The sequence below is a fragment of the Kitasatospora sp. NPDC002551 genome (assembly GCF_040296005.1).
Lineage (GTDB): Bacteria > Actinomycetota > Actinomycetes > Streptomycetales > Streptomycetaceae > Kitasatospora.
On the sequence record NZ_JBEOWI010000011.1, the window covers coordinates 140,295 to 159,168 of the forward strand.

The 18,874-nt window shown below is 73.2% G+C and carries 13 protein-coding genes; 3 read left to right on the plus strand and 10 right to left on the minus strand.

Going from position 1 to position 18,874, the window contains the following annotated elements; translation table 11 throughout:
* A partial coding sequence (locus ABT093_RS13535) for a dienelactone hydrolase family protein (RefSeq protein WP_502884215.1) occupies positions 1 to 688 on the minus strand: 688 nt, incomplete at its 3' end.
* A gap of 141 nt (positions 689 to 829) precedes the next feature.
* Between ABT093_RS13535 and ABT093_RS13540 the strand changes: the two genes are divergently transcribed.
* Positions 830 to 2,464 (plus strand): alkaline phosphatase D family protein, encoded by a 1,635-nt coding sequence (locus ABT093_RS13540; protein ID WP_350563777.1) that lies wholly within the window; start codon positions 830 to 832, stop codon positions 2,462 to 2,464.
* A 166-nt stretch (positions 2,465 to 2,630) separates the two neighbouring features.
* Entirely contained in the window at positions 2,631 to 5,693 is a 3,063-nt protein-coding gene (locus tag ABT093_RS13545) for a CLIPPER-2 domain-containing protein (protein ID WP_350563703.1), read from the plus strand.
* Between the two features lie 138 nt (positions 5,694 to 5,831).
* Here ABT093_RS13545 and ABT093_RS13550 read toward each other — a convergent pair whose 3' ends face one another.
* The 6 genes from ABT093_RS13550 to ABT093_RS13575 all read right to left on the minus strand — a co-directional run bounded on the left by ABT093_RS13550 (position 5,832) and on the right by ABT093_RS13575 (position 12,456).
* On the minus strand, positions 5,832 to 6,710 hold the full coding sequence (locus ABT093_RS13550; RefSeq protein ID WP_502884216.1) for an ABC transporter permease: 879 nt from the start codon (positions 6,708 to 6,710) through the stop codon (positions 5,832 to 5,834).
* Positions 6,707 to 9,520, minus strand: a complete 2,814-nt coding sequence (locus ABT093_RS13555) for an alpha/beta fold hydrolase (protein ID WP_350563705.1) — start codon at positions 9,518 to 9,520, stop codon at positions 6,707 to 6,709. The genes ABT093_RS13550 and ABT093_RS13555 overlap by 4 nt, the downstream gene beginning before the upstream one ends.
* Positions 9,521 to 9,612: 92 nt before the next feature.
* Positions 9,613 to 10,083 (minus strand): GNAT family N-acetyltransferase, encoded by a 471-nt coding sequence (locus ABT093_RS13560; protein WP_350563707.1) that lies wholly within the window; start codon positions 10,081 to 10,083, stop codon positions 9,613 to 9,615.
* 10 nt (positions 10,084 to 10,093) lie between these two features.
* Positions 10,094 to 11,032, minus strand: coding sequence for an RluA family pseudouridine synthase (locus ABT093_RS13565; protein ID WP_350563709.1), 939 nt, complete (start codon positions 11,030 to 11,032; stop codon positions 10,094 to 10,096).
* Between the two features lie 63 nt (positions 11,033 to 11,095).
* A complete protein-coding gene (gene lspA / locus ABT093_RS13570) occupies positions 11,096 to 11,806 on the minus strand; it encodes a signal peptidase II (RefSeq protein WP_502884220.1) in 711 nt (236 codons plus the stop codon).
* A gap of 134 nt (positions 11,807 to 11,940) precedes the next feature.
* Positions 11,941 to 12,456: a TraR/DksA family transcriptional regulator gene (locus ABT093_RS13575; RefSeq protein ID WP_350563714.1), complete on the minus strand. Its 516-nt coding sequence runs from the start codon at positions 12,454 to 12,456 to the stop codon at positions 11,941 to 11,943.
* Between the two features lie 580 nt (positions 12,457 to 13,036).
* Between ABT093_RS13575 and ileS the strand changes: the two genes are divergently transcribed.
* Positions 13,037 to 16,168, plus strand: coding sequence for an isoleucine--tRNA ligase (ileS, locus tag ABT093_RS13580; protein ID WP_350563716.1), 3,132 nt, complete (start codon positions 13,037 to 13,039; stop codon positions 16,166 to 16,168).
* Positions 16,169 to 16,339: 171 nt separating this feature from the next.
* Here the strand turns inward: ileS and ABT093_RS13585 are convergent, their stop codons facing one another.
* The 3 genes from ABT093_RS13585 to ABT093_RS13595 form a co-directional block, all read right to left on the minus strand.
* On the minus strand, positions 16,340 to 17,683 hold the full coding sequence (locus tag ABT093_RS13585; protein ID WP_350563718.1) for a DivIVA domain-containing protein: 1,344 nt from the start codon (positions 17,681 to 17,683) through the stop codon (positions 16,340 to 16,342).
* A gap of 59 nt (positions 17,684 to 17,742) precedes the next feature.
* Positions 17,743 to 18,024 carry a YggT family protein gene (locus ABT093_RS13590; protein ID WP_030301231.1) on the minus strand — a complete coding sequence of 94 codons (282 nt, stop codon included), beginning with the start codon at positions 18,022 to 18,024 and terminating at the stop codon, positions 17,743 to 17,745.
* Between the two features lie 92 nt (positions 18,025 to 18,116).
* Entirely contained in the window at positions 18,117 to 18,719 is a 603-nt protein-coding gene (locus ABT093_RS13595; protein WP_350563720.1) for a cell division protein SepF, read from the minus strand.
* Between the last annotated feature and the right edge of the window lie 155 nt (positions 18,720 to 18,874).

An 18,874-nucleotide genomic window follows, 5' to 3' on the forward strand; every position in this document is an offset into this window, starting at 1 on the left:
CCTCGAACTCCAGGAAGCCGGTGAGGCGTTCGGCGTAGCGCTCGCGGTTCTGCTCCAGCAGGGCGCGCACCTCGGCGAGGAAGTCCAGGGCGATCGCCCAGGTGCGCTCGGCGGCCTCGGGGTCGTAGTCCGCCAGGTCCGGGTCGGTGAAGAGGTGGCCGGCGCCGTGGTAGCGGTGGATCTCGACGTCGGCGCCGGTCTTGCGCATGTTGAGGTACCAGGCGTTCAGCCAGTCCTCCGGCTCGAACGGGTCCGGCTCGGCGACGTGCAGCTGGACGGGGATCGAGGTGGCGGCGTCCTCGCGGATGTCGGAGGTGCCGTGCAGCAGGAGCAGGCCGCGGGCGTTCTCGTCGGCGAGGGCGAGGTTCTGGGCGAGCGAGCCGCCGAGCGAGAAGCCGGCGTAGACCAGGGTGGCGCCGGAGGCCAGCAGCGGGGCGGCCACGCCGACCGCCCGGCGCAGCAGTTCCTCGCTGCCCAGCTCCTCCTTGTACGCCATGCCCTCCTCGACGTCGTCGAAGGTCCGCCCCTCGAAGAGGTCGGGGGTGTGCACGGTGTGCCCGGCGGCGCGCAGCCGGTCGGCGGCGGCGTGGACGGCGGGGCGCAGGCCGTAGGCGGAGTGCAGGAGCAGGATCTGGGCCACGGGGAGAACTTCCTTGCAGCGGGCGGGAACCACCCCATCATCGCTCATGGCCGCCAGGTGGCCGCCCCCACCCGGCGGAGTGGCGGGACATCACACACCGGTGAATCACCGACAAACAGTCAGTTCTACATATGGAACACATCGTTACCCGCCGGTAGCCTGTCCGCCGTGACCGACCTTGTCAATGACATGACCCCCGCCCACCCGCACCGTCGCCAGGTGCTCAAGGCCACCGCCATCGTGGCGGGCGCCGCCGCCCTGCCGCTGACCCTCGGCGCCACGGCCCAGGCCGCCACCGCCCCGCAGTTCCTGCACGGCGTCGCCTCCGGCGACCCGCTGCCGGACGGCATCCTGCTCTGGACCCGCGTCACCCCGGCCCCCGAGGCGGCCCCCGGCTCCGGCCTGGGCGCCGACACCGAGGTCCGCTGGGAGCTCGCCGCCGACAAGGGCTTCACCCGGATCGCGGCGAGCGGCACCGTGACCACCTCCGCCGCCGCCGACCACACCGTCAAGGCGGACGTCCGCGGCCTCGCCCCGGACACCGCCTACTGGTACCGCTTCACCGCCGGCACCACGACCTCCCCGGTCGGCCGCACCCACACCACCCCGGCCGCCGACGCCGCCCTCGACCGGCTCCGCTTCGGCGTCGCGTCCTGCGCCAACTGGGAGGCCGGCTACTTCTCCGCCTACCGCCACCTGGCGGCCCGCGGCGACCTCGACGCCTTCCTCTTCCTCGGCGACTACATCTACGAGTACAAGAGCGGCGAGTTCTGCGCCGCCGGCTCGGTGGTCCGCCCGCACGCGCCCGCCCACGAGATCCTCACCCTCGCCGACTACCGCACCCGCCACGGCCGGTACAAGACGGACGAGGACCTCCAGGCCCTGCACGCCCAGGTCCCGGCCATCGCGATCTGGGACGACCACGAGTTCGCCAACGACGCCTGGTCCGGCGGCGCCGAGAACCACACCCCGGGCGCCGAGGGCGACTGGGCGGCCCGGGTCGCCGCCGCCAAGCAGGCCTACTTCGAGTGGATGCCGGTCCGCCCCTCCATCGCCGGCACCACCTACCGCCGCCTGCGCTACGGCAAGCTCGCCGACCTGCACCTGATGGACCAGCGCTCGTTCCGCTCCCAGCAGGTCAAGGTCGGCAACGGCGACGTCGACTCGGCCGACCGCAGCATCACCGGCCGCGCCCAGATGGACTGGCTGAAGGCCGGCCTCTCCGCCTCCGACACCACCTGGCGCCTGATCGGCAACGAGGTGATGATCTCCCCGGTCGCGTTCTTCTCGCTGCCGGACTACCTGCTGCGCCCGCTGGCCAAGCTGCTCGGCCTGCCCGGCGAGGGCCTGGCGATCAACACCGACCAGTGGGACGGCTACACCCACGACCGCCGCGAGCTGCTCGGCCACCTCAAGGCGAACGGCATCACCAACACCGTCTTCCTCACCGGCGACATTCACTCGGCCTGGGCCTCGGACGTCCCGCACGAGGCCGCCACCTACCCGCTGTCCGGCAGCGCCGCGACCGAGTTCGTGGTCACCTCGGTCACCTCGGACAACATCGACGACATCCTCAAGGTCGCGCCGCAGACCCTGTCGCTGGTCGCCGCCACCGCGCTGAAGGCCGCCAACCCGCACATCAAGTGGGTCGACCTGGACTCGCACGGCTACGGCGTCCTGGAGGTCACCCCCACCCAGACCCAGATGGACTACTACTCCCTCTCCGACCGGACCCGCAAGGACGCGACCAGCAAGTGGACGCGCTCCTACCGCACCAAGTCCGGCACCCAGAAGATCGAGCGGGTCTACTCCCCCGTCAAGTAGCCACCACCCCACCGGGCCCCGCCCCTCCGGCCGCCCCCCGGAGAGGCGGGGCCCGCCCCGCCGGGGAGACCCGGACGGCTCCGCCCTCCGTCGTCCGGGCGACCCACCCTCCACACTCAGAGCAATCGATCCGTCACACCGTGCACTGGTCGCACATAGTGACGATATGACCAGAGAATCCTGCGGTCCTCCGTGGCTCCGTGCCCGAACGGCCCGCCTCGTCACCACCATCGCCACCCTGGGAATCCTCGGCACAGGCCTGACCGGCGCCGCCGCCCAGGCGGCCGTACCCCCGGCCCTCCACCCGGCCGCGCCGGCTCCGGAGCGCGTCCGGGCCACCGGCAGCGTCCTGCTGGACGAGGCGTTCACCGGCGCCACCGCCGACCCGCGCTTCCTCGCCGTCGGCTCCGCCTGCCTCACCGGTGCGGCGCCCGCCACCCCGGGGCCGGGCAACCATCCGCTCGGCGGCTGCCCCGCCGCCGAGACCGGACCGGTGCCGCCGCTCAACAGCGCGCCGCTCGGCTACCTCCGGCTCACCGACGCCTCCACCGACCAGAGCGGCGCCGTCCTGTTCGACCAGGCGCTGCCCGCCGGCAACGGCCTGGACGTCACCTTCGACCAGTGGCAGTACGGCAGCACCACGCCCAACACCCCGGCCGACGGCATCTCCTTCTTCCTGGTCAACGGCGACACCTCGCTCCAGCACCCCGGCGCCTTCGGCGGCAGCCTCGGCTACGCCCAGAAACTGCCCGACGACGACCCCAACCTCGCCTTCCTGCCCGGCGTCGACCGGGGCTACCTCGGCGTCGGCCTGGACGTCCTCGGCAACTACTTCGGCGACTGGGAGCAGCGCGGCAACGGCTGCGCCCAGCGCTCGCCGGCCGGCACCGGGTTCCGGATCCCCGCGCCGGGCTCCAACATGGTCACCGTTCGCGGCCCCGGCGACGGCACCACCGGCTACTGCTTCCTGACCGCGACCACCAGCAACTTCACCACCACCGGCCCGTGGCCCTCCACCCTGCCGGGCACCCTGCAGGGCCCGCTCACCACGCTGCCGCCCGGGGTGACCCCGGACCAGGCGCAGACCCTGCTGGAGCCCTCCCGCCGCCGGGTGAACGTCCACCTGACGCCCGCCCCCTCCCCGGTGCTGACGGTCAGCATCGACTTCAACGACGGCACCGGCTCGCACCAGGTGCTCTCCACCCCGGCGCCCGAACCGGTGCCCTCCACCTACAAGTTCGGCTTCGCCGGCTCGACCGGCCTGTTCACCGACGTGCACCTGATCCGCAACGTCACCCTGTCCACGGTCGCGCCGCTGCCCCAGCTGAACCTGGTGAAGCAGCCGCACGAACCCCTGCCCGGGCTGCTGACGGTCGGCACGCCCGTGCCGTACGACTTCGTGGTCACCAACGCGGGCGGCACCACGCTGAACAACGTGGCCGTCAACGACCCGCTGGTCGGCGAGATCACCTGCCCCAGCACCACCCTCGCCCCCGGCGAGACGATGACCTGTACCGGGACGTACCAACTCACCGCGGCGGACGCCGCCCTGGGCCACTTCACCAACACCGCACAGGCCTCCGGGACCTCCAACGGCGACCCGGTGCTCTCCCCGCCGTCCACCGCCACCGTGCCGGTGGTCGCCCCGCCGGGCATCACCCTGACCAAGCACGTGGACGCGCCCGAGCCGTTCGCGGTCGGGGCGACCGTGCCGTACAGCTACGTGGTCACCAACACCGGCGGCACCCAGGTGGACGGCCTGGTGGTGACGGACGACAAGGTCACCGGCATCGTCTGCGACTCCACCGTGCTGGCACCGGCCGGCAGCCCGGGTGACAGCACCGTCTGCCACGGCAGCTACACCATCACCGCTGCCGACGGCCAGTTCGGCTCGGTCACCAACCACGCCCGCGCCGGCGGGACCTCGGGCGGCCAGCCGGTCGTCTCGCCGGAGGCCGAGGCGACCGTCACGATCACCGGGACGTTCGGGCTCGACCTGCGCAAGCAGGCGAGCACCGCCGGACCGGTGCACGTGGGTGACGTCGTCACCTACACCTACACCGCCACCAACACCGGCGGGACGACGGTGAACACCCTCACCGTCCGGGACGACCACACCCCCACGGTCACCTGCGACCGCACCACCCTCACCCCGGGCCAGGTCGCCACCTGCAGCGGCAGCTACACGGTCACCGCCGCCGACGCCCAGGCCGGCCACCTCACCAACACCGCGCTGGCCGACGCGCTCGGCCCGCAGGGCCAGCCCGTGGAGAGCCCGCCGGCGCAGGTCACCCTGCCCGTCGCTCCGGTCCCCGCCGCGCTGGGCCTGACCAAAACGGCGAGCACCGCCGGACCGGTGCACGTGGGTGACGCCGTCACCTACACCTACACCGTCACCAACACCGGCGGCTCCACGGTGCACGACCTCGCGGTGTCCGACGACCACGCGCCCAACGCCACCTGCGACCGCACCACCCTCGACCCCGGCGAGTCCGCCACCTGCCACGCCACCTACACCGTCACCGAAGCCGACGCCCAGGCCGGCAGCCTCACCAACACCGCCCACGCCACCGGCACCGACCCCCAGGGCAACCCCGTCCGCAGCCCCGACGCCCAGGTCACCCTGCCCGTCACGGCCGGGGCGGCGAGTCTGAGCATCACCAAGACCGCCGACACCGACGGTTCGGTCCACCCCGGTGAGACCCTCACCTACACCTACACCGTCACCAACACCGGCGGCTCCACGGTGCACGACCTCGCGGTGTCCGACGACCACGCGCCCAACGTCACCTGCGACCGCACCACCCTCGACCCCGGCGAGAGCGCCACCTGCCACGCCACCTACACCGTCACCGAAGCCGACGCCGAGGCCGGCCACGTGACCAACCGGGCCTTCGCCACCGGCACCGACGCCCAGGGCGATCCGGTCCGCAGCCCGGACGTGGAGCTCTGCATCACCGTCGTCCCCTGCCCCCCGAAGGGCCACGGTGACAAGGGCGGCGCCTGCCCGGGCCACCCGGGTCACGGCGGCGGCTACGGGAAGTCGCAGGACAGCGCCTCCGGCCCGCACGCGGTACCGCCGAACGACGGGCCCGGCAGCCTGTCCGCCACCGGCGCACCGGTCACCGGCCTGGCCGCGGCCGGCGGCCTGCTCGCCCTCGCGGGCGGCGCGCTGCTCCACCGGGCCCGGCGCCGCGCGACGGCCGCCGCCGTCCACGCCGCCCCGTAACGCCTGTCACGCACCGTAGCATCAGTCACACACCGTAGTACCGGTCGGCAGGGCCGACCCCGAACGGCCCCGTCCCCGGCCTCCGTCAGGACGCCGGGGACGGGGCCGTCGCCGCGCCCGGGCCACCGCGGACCGGGCCTACGACACCACGTCCTTGCGGGTGAAGCCCCGGAAGGCGAGCGCCAGCAGCACCACCGCGTAGGACAGCGACAGCGAGACGCCCTGCACCATGCCGCCCCACTCCATCCGCGGCTGCAGCGCGTCCGCCCACGCGTACTGCCAGTGCGCCGGCAACCAGGCCCGCAGGTCCCCGAGCGCCGTGATGGCGTCCAGCACCCCGGTGACGATCGAGGCGAACACCGCCCCGCCGACCGCCCCCAGCGGCGCGTCCGTGGCGGTCGAGAGCCAGAACGCCACCGCGGCGACCACGATCTCGCTCAGGAACACGTACACCACCGCGACCGCCAGCCGCGGCAGTGCCTCCCCCGCCGTCAGACTCGCGCCGGCGGGCAGCTGGAGGTCCCCCCAGCCGTACGCGACGGTGCCCACCAGCAGCCCGACCAGCGGCAGCAGCGTCACGGCCACCGCCGAGAAGAGCAGTCCCACCAGGAACTTGCGCACCAGCAGCCGGGCCCGGGGCACCGGCGCGGCCAGCAGGTAGCGCAGCGAGGACCAGCTGGCCTCCGAGGCCACCGTGTCGCCGCAGAACAGCGCGACCGGGATCACCAGCAGGAAGCCGGTGCCCATGAAGAGCATGGTCGCCGCGAAGTTCGGCCCGGAGGCGGTGGCCAGCTCGATGAACGTGGTCCGGTCGGTCCGCCCCGGGGTGCCCGCGACCGCGAACGCCGCCAGCACGACCAGCGGCATCGCGGCCAGCACCCCGCCGATCACCAGCGTCCGGCGCCGCCGCAGCTGACGGACCACCTCGACCCGGAACGGCAGCGTCCGCCCGGCCCGGTAGCCGGCCGCGTGGTCCGGCGCGGCCTCGGCCGCCACCCCTGCACCCACGGCGCTCACGCCGTACCTCCGATCAGCGACAGGAACGCGTCCTCCAGCCGGCGCTGCGGCCCGGCCGACTCCACCGGAACCCCGAGCCGCACCAGCTCGGCGAGCAGCTGACTGCCCGCCATGCCGTCCAGCCGGACGAGCAGTCCGCCCTCCACGGCCTCGGCCGAGCCGACCCCGTCCAGCGCGGCCACCTTGCCGGCCGCCGCCTCCAGGTCCGCCGACCCGAACGAGGCGTCGGTGCCGACCATCAGCTGCGTGCCGGCCCCGACGATCTCCGCGACCGCGCCGGTGGTGACCAGCCGGCCCCGGTCCATGACGACCAGGTCGGTGCAGCTCTGCTCGACCTCGGCCAGCAGGTGGCTGGAGACGATGACCGTCCGCCCGGCCGCCGCGTAGCGGATCATCACCTCGCGCATCTCGCGGATCTGCGGCGGGTCGAGCCCGTTGGTCGGCTCGTCGAGGATCAGCAGGTCCGGCAGGCCGAGCATGGCCTGGGCGATCGCCAGCCGCTGCCGCATCCCCTGCGAGTAGGTGCGCACCGCCCGGTCCAGCGCCTCGCCGAGCCCGGCGATGGCCAGCGCCTCCTCCAGGTGCGCGTCCGCCTCCGGGCGGCCGGTGGCCTGCCAGTACAGCCGCAGGTTGGCCCGCCCGGTGAGGTGCGGCAGGAAGCCGGCGCCCTCGACGAACGCGCCGACCCGGGAGAGCACCGGCGCGCCGGGCCGCACCAGGTGGCCGAAGAGCCTGATCTCACCGGCGTCCGGCCGGATCAGGCCCATCAGCATCCGCAGCGTGGTGGTCTTGCCCGCGCCGTTGGGCCCGAGCAGGCCGAGCACCTGGCCCTGCTCCACCCGGAAACCCAGGTCGCGGACGGCGTAGCGGTCGGCGGCGCCCTTGTAGCGCTTGCTCAGGCCGGTGATCTGCAGCGGCACCCCGGCCAGCGCCGGGTCGTACGCCGGTCCGTGCGCCCGGCGCGCGGACCGGGCCGCGCGCAGCCGCGGCACCAGCACCAGCGCGGCGGCCAGCGCGAGCGCGACCAGCGGCAGCACCCAGGTCCGGGACGGCAGCGGCGCCGCCTCGGTGACCAGCTCGTCCACGGTCGGCACGGTCACCGGCCCGGTGACCGCCGCCCGGTAGGTCGCGGGCTCGACGGGCGAGGCGTAGGCCAGGTCGGTCGAGGCGAGCACCAGCCGCAGCCGGTGCCCGGTGTCGAAGGTGTGGTCGAGGGTGGGCAGCGCCACCGTGACCTCGCGCCCCTCGGGCGCGTCCGCGCCGGTCACCCGCAGCGGCGCGGACAGCTGCTGCGGCAGGCTCTGCTTGCCGTCCGGGGCGACGTCGTACAGCTTGGCGAAGAGCACCGCGTCCGGCCGGTCCGCCCGGACCCGGACGGGCACGGTCGGCTGTCCGGTCAGGTGCACCGAGCCGTCCAGCGGCGCCGACTCGAAGGCGGCGAACTGCCCGGGGAAGTCCAGCGACAGCCCGGCACCCAGCGAGGAGGCCTGGCTGAGCGCGCCGCCGAATCCGGGCAGCGCGGAGATGTTGGGCGGTGCGCCGCCGGGCGGGTTGGCGAAGGCCTGCTCGGGCTCGCCGGTGGGGGCCTTCAGCTCGAACTGCCGGGAGCCGGTGCCGCCGAGGCCCGGGTAGGCGTCCGCGCTCGCGCCGCGCAGCACCGCCTGGAAGCCCGTCGAGTCGACCCCGCCGGTCCGGGTCACCCGGAACGCCGCGCCGGTGTCGCCGTCGCCGCCCTTCAGGTACCGGTCGAACCACTCCGCCACCCGGCCGTCCACCCGCGCACTGGTGTCGGTCGCGCCGTCGTGCCCGCCGGCGAACCAGTCCACCGCCACCGGGGCGCCGTTGGCGGCCACCGCCCGGGCGATCGCGTCGCCCTGGTCGAGCGGGAACAGCGAGTCCTGCTGGCCCTGGATCACCAGCGTGGGCGCCTTCAGCCGCGCGGCCACCGAGGACGGGCTGGAGCGGTCGAGCAGCGCGACCGCCTCCGGGTCGGCGTGCCCGGAGGCCGCCACCCGGTCGTACATCCGGCACAGCTCGTCCAGGAACCGGCCGCAGCCGACCTGCCCGCCGCCCTGATCGGGCGCCAGGGCCGGGCGCGGCGCACCGCCGGACGGCCCGAGCTCGCCCGCCGAGCCGGTGGTGAAGAAGATCCCGGCCCACAGCTTCTTGAACACGCCGTCGATCGCGCCCGAGCCGCGCACCCCCTGCGGGAACAGCGCGTCGGCCAGGTTCCACCAGGTGATCGCGCTGGCCACGGCATCGATCCGGCTGTCGTGGGCCGAGCCGAGCAGCGCCACCGCGCCGCCGTAGGAGGCGCCGGTGATCCCCACCCGGGGGTCGCCGGGGCCGTCCAGCCGTACCTCGGGGCGCTGCGCCAGCCAGTCGACCAGGTGCTTGACGTCCTCGACCTCGCGGTCCGGCGCGTTCAGCCCGATCCGTCCGCCGGAGCGCCCGAAGCCGCGCGCCGACCAGGTCAGCACCGCGTACCCCTGCCGGGCGAGCTCCTGGGCGCGTTCCCGCTCGCCCTCCTTGGAGCCGCCGAAGCCGTGTCCGAGCAGGACGGCCGGGCGCGGGCTGTCGCCGGTGGTGAAGAAGGAGGTGTCCAGTTGGACGACCTGCGCGCTGCCCGGTGTCTCGGGCATCGCGAGGAAACGGTCCTCCTGCCGGACGGACTGCTCGCCGCCGGCCGCGACGGCCACCGCCGTCCCGACGCCGGCCACGGCCACCAGGGCCACCGCCCCGGCCACCAGTCTCCGTCCGGCGGCCGTCCCACGGCCTCGCCACCGGCGCCACGCCCCACCGAGCTCCATGGCGGTGATCGTAGCCGCCCGCGGAGTAGGCGTCCGATAAAATCACCGGCGTCCACCACCGGCGCCGCCGGCCTCGGAGGCCCGCGGCGGGCCTACAGCACCCGGGTCATCGTCCGGTGCGGGATCCCGGCCTCGTCGTACACCGGCCCCTCGGCCGCGTACCCCAGGCGCTCGTAGAACCCGAGCGCCTGCACCTGCGCGTGCAGTTCCACCTCGCGCGCTCCGCGCGCCAGCCCGGCGGCCTCGACCGCCCGCACCAGCTCCGCGCCGAGCCCGGTCCCCCGGGCCGTCCGCAGCACCGCGAGCCGGCCGAGCAGCACCCGCCCCTCGATCCCGCCGGTGATCTTCAGCGCCTGCTCCCCGAAGATCAGCCGCGCGGTCCCGACCGGCTCACCGTCCGGGCCGAGCGCCAGCAGGTGCTCCGAGGTGGGGTCGAGGTCGTCCCACTCCTCCTCCTCGGAGATCCCCTGCTCGACGATGAAGACGTCCCGCCGCACACGGTGCACCAGCGCGAGGTCGGACTCCGCCCGCGCCACCCGGACCGTCCCGGCCATCCCGGCCATCCCGGCCTCCTCAGCTCTCCGACGCGATGATGTCCAGCGCCTTGCGCAGGTCGGCGGGGTACTCGCTGGCGAACTGCACCCACTCGCCGTCCGCGGGGTGCTCGAAGCCGAGCGAGACCGCGTGCAGCCACTGCCGGGTCAGGCCCAGCCGCTTGGCGAGCGTCGGGTCGGCCCCGTAGGTGAGGTCGCCGACGCAGGGGTGGCGCAGCGCGGACATGTGGACGCGGATCTGGTGGGTGCGGCCGGTCTCCAGCTTGATGTCCAGCAGCGAGGCGGCCCGGTAGGCCTCGACGAGGTCGTAGTGGGTGACCGACGGCTTGCCCTCGCGGGTGACGGCCCACTTCCAGTCGGAGCTGGGGTGCCGGCCGATCGGGGCGTCGACGGTGCCGCTGAGCGGGTCCGGGTGGCCCTGGACCAGCGTGTGGTACTTCTTCTCGGTCACCCGGTCGTGGAACTGCCGCTTGAGGTCGGTGTAGGCGCGCTCGGACTTGGCCACCACCATCAGCCCGGAGGTGCCGACGTCGAGCCGGTGCACGATGCCCTGGCGCTCGGCCGCGCCCGAGGTGGAGATCCGGTAGCCGGCCGCGGCGAGCCCGCCGATCACGGTGGGGCCGGTCCAGCCGGGGCTGGGGTGCGCGGCGACGCCGATCGGCTTGTCGACGAGCACGATGTCCTCGTCGTCGTGGACGATCCGCATGCCCTCGACCGGCTCGGCGACGATCCGCACCGGCGCGGCGGGCGCCGGGATCTCGACCTCCAGCCAGGAGCCGGCGGTGACCCGGTCCGACTTGCCGGCGACGGCGCCGTCGAGCGTCACCTTCCCGTCGGCGGCCAGCTCGGCGGCCTTGGTCCGGGAGAAGCCGAACATCCGGGCCAGGGCGGCGTCGAGGCGCTCGCCCTCCAGGCCGTCGGGAACGGGGAGGCTGCGGATCTGCGCTGCGGTACTCACCCGTACGAGTATGCCGGACGCGCGCCGTCCCCCCGGACGCTCCCGCCCGGGGGCCGCCCGGCCCTACTCGGCCTTGCCCGCCTTCTCGCCCTTCTCCGTCTGCTGGTGCACGGTGCCGTCCGGGTTGCTGCCGCGGAAGGAGAGCAGGACGACGAGGATGCCGCCGCAGACGATCGCCGAGTCGGCGAGGTTGAAGACCGCGAAGTGCTGGACGGAGATGAAGTCCACCACGTGCCCGCGGAAGACGCCGGGCGAGCGGAACAGCCGGTCGGTGAGGTTGCCCAGCGCCCCGCCGAGCAGCAGGCCGAGCGCGATCGCCCAGGGCAGGCTGTACAGCCGTCGGGCGATCCGCCAGATCACCACGATGACGGCCGAGGCGATCATGGTGAAGACGACGGTCAGTGCCTGCCCCATGCCGAAGGCGGCGCCGGAGTTGCGGATCACCTGGAAGGTCACCACGTCGCCGATCACCTCGATCGCCGCGTGGTTCTCCAGCCGGGCCACGACCAGCAGCTTGCTGCCGAAGTCGATCAGGAAGGCGAGCAGGGCGACGGCCAGCAGCACGCCGACCCGCCGGGGACCCTTGGGCTCGTCGGCCCGCTCGGCCTGCTCGGCGTCCCCGGTCTCCCCGGACGGGGCCGGACCCTCGGTCTGCACGGGAGCCTCCGGCTGCGCGACGGGCGCCTCCCCGGCGGCCGGGGTCTCGGCCGCGACGTCGGCGGGCGTCGGGACGGACTCGTCCCGGGTCTGGGGGGAACCTTGCGTACTGATGATCCGCTCCGCTGCCGTGACGTGGGGGCCGAGGGCCGGTGGAAAACCCGATCCACCGAGGGATCGGGCGACGTTACGGGGTCGAGCCTACGGCAAGCCCGACCCCCCACGTCGCCCCGGTCGGTCGCCCGGAGTGGTCAGCGGCGTTCCTGCTTCGCCTTGCACTGGACGCAGAGCGTCGCCCGCGGGAAGGCCTGCATCCGCGCCTTGCCGATGGCCTGGCCGCAGGACTCGCAGGTGCCGAACCCGACGCCCTCCAGCCGGGCCAGCGCGTGCTCGGTCTGGGCGAGGCTGTCACGGGCGTTGTTGGCCAGCGCCAGCTCGCTCTCCCGCGAGATGTTCTTCGTACCGGCGTCCACCTGGTCGTCGCCGGCTCCGTCGTTGGAGTCGCGCATCAGACCGGTGATGGCGGCCTCGGCCGCGCCGATCTCGTGCTGGAGCCGCTCCAGCTCGCTGATCAGCTCGGCGTGCAGCTCGTGCACCTCCTCGGAGGTCCACGGGTCCTCGCCGGGCCGGACCGGCAGCTCGGCCGGGTCGACCGACTCGGCGCCGCCCCCCGCGGGCCGCGCGGAGGTCCCGGCCGGGGCCGGGGTACGGGTGCGGCCCGGGGCCACGAGATCGGTGGTGTTCTTGCGCCGTGCGGTAGTGGTCACGGTCCCCTCCCCTGGGTCGCCTGCCACGGCCTTGCGTGCCCGCTTGGTGGCGGTACCCGCGCCGGTTGCCTTCTCAGCCATGGCTTCGACCCCATCTACGAACGAATCGAGCCGCCGGTTCCCGGCGGCCTCCGGTGCCGGAACGATAATCCCGATCAAAAACGGTCACAACATGACATACCGACGCCTCACAATGATCCCACCCGGGCAGACGTCACAGCCGCCACGCCCAGCACGCCGAACAGAGTTGTGCCCCCCGCCCGGGCGCGCCGAAACCGACTTGCGACGGCCGATACACTGGGCCTGCAAGGCGCAGATGGGGACGAGTACCGCAGTACGCAGCCACCAGCGACCCGGGGACGGTGTGAGCCCGGGGGTGTGCACCGCGCGAAGATCACCCCGGAGCCGCCGGAAGAACGGTCCGCGACGTCGCTCGCCGGCCCAGTAGATCCGGCCGCAAGCCCAAACAAGAGGGCCGCACGCAGCACCGCGGCCAAGGAGGGTGGTACCGCGGGACGGCACGCCGTCTCGTCCCTCCGTCGGATCCCGTCCACGCATCCGCCGGAGGTAGACACCCGCGATGGCCAGTACCTACAACCCCGTCCCCGCGCAGGTGGACCTGCCCGCCCTCGAACACCGGATCCTCTCCTTCTGGCAGGACAACAAGGTGTTCCAGCGCAGCCTGGAGCAGTCCGAGGGCCGCCCGGAGTGGGTCTTCTACGAGGGCCCGCCGACCGCCAACGGCATGCCCGGCGCCCACCACATCGAGGCCCGCGTCTTCAAGGACGTCTTCCCCCGCTACCGGACGATGAAGGGCTACCACGTCGCCCGCAAGGCCGGCTGGGACTGTCACGGCCTGCCGGTCGAGCTGGCCGTCGAGAAGGAGCTGGGCTTCTCCGGCAAGCAGGACATCGAGGCGTACGGCATCGCCGAGTTCAACGCCAGGTGCCGCGAGTCGGTGACCCGCCACACCGACGCCTTCACCGAGCTCACCACCCGGATGGGCTACTGGGTCGACCTCGACGAGGCCTACCGCACCATGGACCCGTCCTACGTGCAGTCCGTCTGGTGGTCGCTCAAGCAGATCTTCGACAAGGGCCTGCTGGTCCAGGACCACCGGGTCGCCCCCTGGTGCCCGCGCTGCGGCACCGGCCTGTCCGACCACGAGCTGGCCCAGGGCTACGAGACCGTCGTCGACCCCTCGGTCTTCGTCCGCTTCCCGCTGACCAGCGGCCCGCTGGCCGGCCGGGCCGCCCTGCTGGTGTGGACCACCACCCCGTGGACCCTGGTCTCCAACACCGCCGCCGCCGTGCACCCCGAGGTCACCTACGTGGTGGCCACCGACGGCACCGAGCGGCTGGTGGTCGCCGAGCCGCTGCTGGCCAAGGCCCTCGGCGAGGGCTGGGAGCCGACCGGCGAGTCCTTCACCGGCGCCGAGATGGAGCGCTGGGCCTACCGCCGCCCGTTCGACCTGGTCGAGATCGAGAACGCGCACTACGTCCTCAACGCCGAGTACGTCACCACCGAGGACGGCACCGGCATCGTCCACCAGTCGCCCGCCTTCGGCGCCGACGACCTCGCGACCTGCCGCAAGTACGGCCTGCCGGTGGTCAACCCGGTGCTGGCCGACGGCACCTTCGCCCCCGAGGTCCCGCTGGTCGGCGGCCAGTTCTTCAAGAAGGCCGACGAGGCCCTGGTCAAGGACCTCCAGGCCCGCGACCTGCTCTTCCGCCACCTGCCGTACGAGCACAGCTACCCGCACTGCTGGCGCTGCCACACCGCGCTGCTCTACTACGCGCAGCCGTCCTGGTACATCCGCACCACCGCGGTCAAGGACGCCCTGGTCCGGGAGAACGAGGCCACCAACTGGTTCCCCGAGAACGTCAAGCACGGCCGCTTCGGCGACTGGCTGAACAACAACATCGACTGGGCGCTCAGCCGCAACCGCTACTGGGGCACCCCGCTGCCGATCTGGCGCTGCGAGGAGGGCCACCTCACCTGCGTCGGCTCGCTGGCCGAGCTGACCGAGCTGACCGGAACCGACCAGAGCGGCCTCGACCCGCACCGCCCGTACATCGACGAGGTCACCTTCGCCTGCCGCGACTGCGGCGGCACCGCGACCCGGGTGCCCGAGGTCATCGACGCCTGGTACGACTCGGGCTCGATGCCCTTCGCCCAGTACGGCTACCCGTACCAGAACAAGGAGCTGTTCGAGAAACGCTACCCGGCGCAGTTCATCTCCGAGGCGATCGACCAGACCCGCGGCTGGTTCTACACCCTGATGGCCGTCGGCACCCTGGTGTTCGACAAGAACTCCTACGAGAACGTCGTCTGCCTGGGCCACATCCTGGCCGAGGACGGCCGCAAGATGTCCAAGCACCTGGGCAACATCCTGCAGCCGATCCCGCTGATGGACCAGCACGGCGCCGACGCCGTCCGCTGGTTCATGGCCGCCGGCGGCTCGCCCTGGTCGGCCCGCCGGGTCGGCCACGGCACCATCCAGGAGGTGGTCCGCAAGACCCTCCTCACCTACTGGAACACCGTCGCCTTCCAGGCCCTGTACGCCCGCACCTCCGGCTGGGCGCCGTCCGCGGCCGACCCGGCCCCGGCCGACCGCCCGCAGCTGGACCGCTGGGTGCTGTCCGAGCTGAACACCCTGGTCCGTGAGGTGGACGCGGCCTTCGAGGCCTACGACACCCAGCGCGCCGGCAAGCTGCTCTCCGGCTTCGTCGACGACCTCTCCAACTGGTACGTGCGCCGCGGCCGCCGCCGCTTCTGGCAGGGCGACGCCGCCGCGCTCGCCACCCTGCACGAGGCGCTGGAGACCGTCACCCGGCTGATGGCCCCGCTGACCCCGTTCATCACCGAGCAGGTCTGGCAGGACCTGGTCGTCCCGGTCGCCCCGGACGCCCCGGCCTCGGTCCACCTGGCCACCTGGCCGGAGGCGGACGAGTCGCTGGTCGACGCCGACCTCTCCCGCCACATGGCGCTGGTCCGCCGCCTGGTCGAGCTCGGCCGGGCCACCCGCGCCGAGTCCGGGGTGAAGACCCGTCAGCCGCTGTCCCGGGCACTGATCGCCGCCCAGGGCTGGGACGAGCTGCCCGCCGACCTGCGCGCGCAGATCGCCGAGGAGCTCAACGTCTCCGCCCTGGAGTCGCTGGCCCAGGTCGGGAGCTCGCTGGTCGACACCACCGCCAAGGCCAACTTCCGCGCGCTGGGCAAGCGCTTCGGCAAGGGCGTGCAGGACGTCGCCAAGGCGGTCGCCGCCGCGGACGCCGCCGGGCTCGCCGCCGAGCTGCGCGCCGGGGGCACCACCTCCGTCGAGCTGAACGGCGAGACCGTCGCCCTCTCCCCCGACGAGGTGATCATCACCGAGACCCCGCGCGAGGGCTGGGCCGTCGCCAACGAGTCCGGTGCCACCGTCGCCCTCGACCTGGCGATCACCCCCGAGCTGAAGCGCCTCGGCATCGCCCGCGACGCGATCCGCCAGATCCAGGAGGCCCGCAAGAACTCCGGCCTGGACGTCGCCGACCGCATCGTCCTGCGCTGGCGGGCCACCGACGACGAGACCGCGGAGGCCATCGCCGAGCACGGCGCCCTCGTCGCCGAGGAGGTCCTCGCCACCGACTTCGCCGCCGGCGCCGCCGACTGGCAGTCCGACACCTTCTCCGACGACTCCCTCGGCCTCGCCTTCCAGCTCCGCAAGGCCTGACCGAACCCGCCGAAGCCGCCGCCGGTCCCCGACCGGCGGCGGCTTCGCCGTACCCCCCGCGCGACCCGACCCGGCCCCGCGCGAACCCGGCCCGGCGCGCCGGCAACGCAGAGCGCCCCCTCCCCGGCCCCGAAGGGTCGAGAAGGGGGCGCTCGCGACAGCGGCTACCGCCTAGTTGTCGCCGTCCTCGTCGATCAGGAAGCCCCGCATCGGCGCCGGCGCCTGCTGCATCGGCTGCGGAGGCTGCGGACGCACGGCCGCCATCGGCTGGGTCATCCCGGCCGGCTGCATCTGCGGCGCGCCCGAGTTGCCACCCGAGGCCTGCCCGCCGAAGCCCTGCCCACCCGAGTTCCCGCCGAAGGAGCTCTGCCCGCCGAAGGAGGGCTGGTTCCCGCCGAAGGACGGCTGGCTGCCACCGAAGCTCGGCGACGGGCTGCTCATCGCGCTCGCACCGGCCGGAGCCATCGACGACGCGGCCGGCGGCAGCGACGCGGTGGCCGGGATCCGCGGCGGGGCGAGCGAGTCGTCCGCCTGCGACTCCAGCTGGCGCAGCTGGGTCTCCAGGTAGGACTTCAGGCGCGTCCGGTACTCACGCTCGAACGCCCGCAGGTCCTCGACCTTGCGCTCCAGCGTGGCGCGGGCGGACTCCAGCGAGCCCATCGCGACCCGGTGCTTCTCCTGGGCGTCCCGCTCCAGCGCGTCGGCCTTGGCGCGGGCGTCCCGCTCCAGACCCTCGGCCCGGCTGCGCGCCTCGCCGACGATCTTGTTGGCCTCGGAGCGCGCCTCGGAGATCGCCTGGTCGGCGGTCTGCTGGGCGAGCGCCAGCACGCGGGCGGCGCTGTCGCCGCCGGGGCCCTGCTGCATCGGGGCGCCGAGCGGGCCGCCCATCTGCTGCGGGCCGCCCATGGGGCCGCCCATCTGCTGCATCTGCTGCTGGCCCATGCCCTGGCCCATGGGGTTGCCCATGCCCTGCGGGCCGCCGGGGCCGCCCATCGGCTGCAGCATCTGACCGCCCATCGGCTGCACCAGCTGCTGCTGGCCGCCCATGGTCTGGCCCATCTGCTGCTGCGGACCACCGGGGCCGCCCATCGGACCGCCCTGGCCGGCGGGGAGCTGCGGGGCGCCGGACGGCAGGCCGAGCGGCTGGTTGCCCATCTGCTGCTGCGGGCCGGGACCCATCTGCTGCTGCTGCGGACCGCCCGGGCCCATCTGCTGCTGCGGGCCACCGGGGCCACCCTGCTGGCCGGGGACCGGCGGGCCGGATATGGCGGCCGGCACCGGTGCGCCGGAACGCGCGTCCTGCGGCGGCTCCTTGCGCATGTTGGCCTGGTTCTGCGCGGCGGCCCGGGTCGCGGCGGCCAGCTTGGCGCGCAGGTCCTCGTTCTCGCGGAGGAGACGGGTCAGCTCCGCCTCGACCTCGTCGAGGAAGGCATCGACCTCGTCCTCGTCATAGCCTTCGCGCAGGCGGACGGTCGTGAACTGCTTGTTCCGAACGTCCTCGGGGGTCAATGGCATCTCTTCACCTCAACGTGATCGTCGGCACACCGGCATCCTGTCGCATCGCTCACCTACGACTAGGGCCGCACAAGCGAGATCAGGACATACACAATGATCATCAGTACGAAGAAGGACAGGTCGAGCGCCACGCCCCCGAGACGCAGCGGCGGAATGAACCGCCGCAGAAGCTTGAGCGGCGGATCCGTGACAGTGTACGTGGCCTCGAGGACCAGAACCATGGCCTTGCCGGGCCGCCACGAACGCGCGAACTGGAACACCCAGTCCATCACCAGCCGCACGAGCAGGAACACCAGGAAGACGGTCAGTGCGTAGTAGAGCACTGCCCACACGATCTCCATCGCGCTTCCCTCTCCCCTGTTCCCGGCCCTGGGGCCGCTCGTCTGTCGCTAACTCACTGTCGATCAGATCCACACGTAAAGTCGTGGCCGGGTCAGCTCTGGTTGAAGAACCCACCCTCGGCGATACGGGCCTTGTCCTCCGCCGTGACATCGACGTTAGCAGGCGACAGGAGGAACACCTTCTGCGTCACGCGCTCGATACTGCCGTGCAGACCGAAGACGAGTCCAGCGGCGAAGTCTACGAGTCGCTTCGCGTCGGTGTCGTCCATCTCCGTGAGATTCATGATCACGGGGGTGCCGCCACGGAACTGTTCGCCGATGGTACGGGCCTCGTTGTAGGTCCTCGGGTGCAGCGTGGTGATGCGGTAGGGCTCTCGTTCGTTCACGACCTTGGGCATGATCACCGGGGCGCTCTTCTCCAGGTTGTGGCGGCGGTCGGGTGTGATGGACGACACTGGGGCCATCCTCGGGGTCTCCTGGCGGATCGGGACGGCGGCCGGCACCGGCTGCGGGGTGATCGAGGAGACCGGCGCGGGCGCCGGCGCGGCCGGCCGGGGGATGTCCTCGGTCCGTCCGGTCCGCATCGGCTCGGGGTCCGCGTCGTAGTCGTCATCGGGGTCGTACCCCTGGCCGTCGTACGTCTCGTCCTCCACGAGGCCGAGGTAGACCGCCATCTTGCGCATCGCGCCGGCCATGCTCCTGTCTCCTCCGCTTGTGGTGGACCGGCTCCGTCCCGGCGGCCGGGCCGTACGGCCCCGCCTGCGGATTCCGCGGTCCGCCCACGACGCTTCATCAGGCCGACGGCCAATCAGAGTTCGTGGATGAGGGCCGCGGAGCTGCGATCCACGGT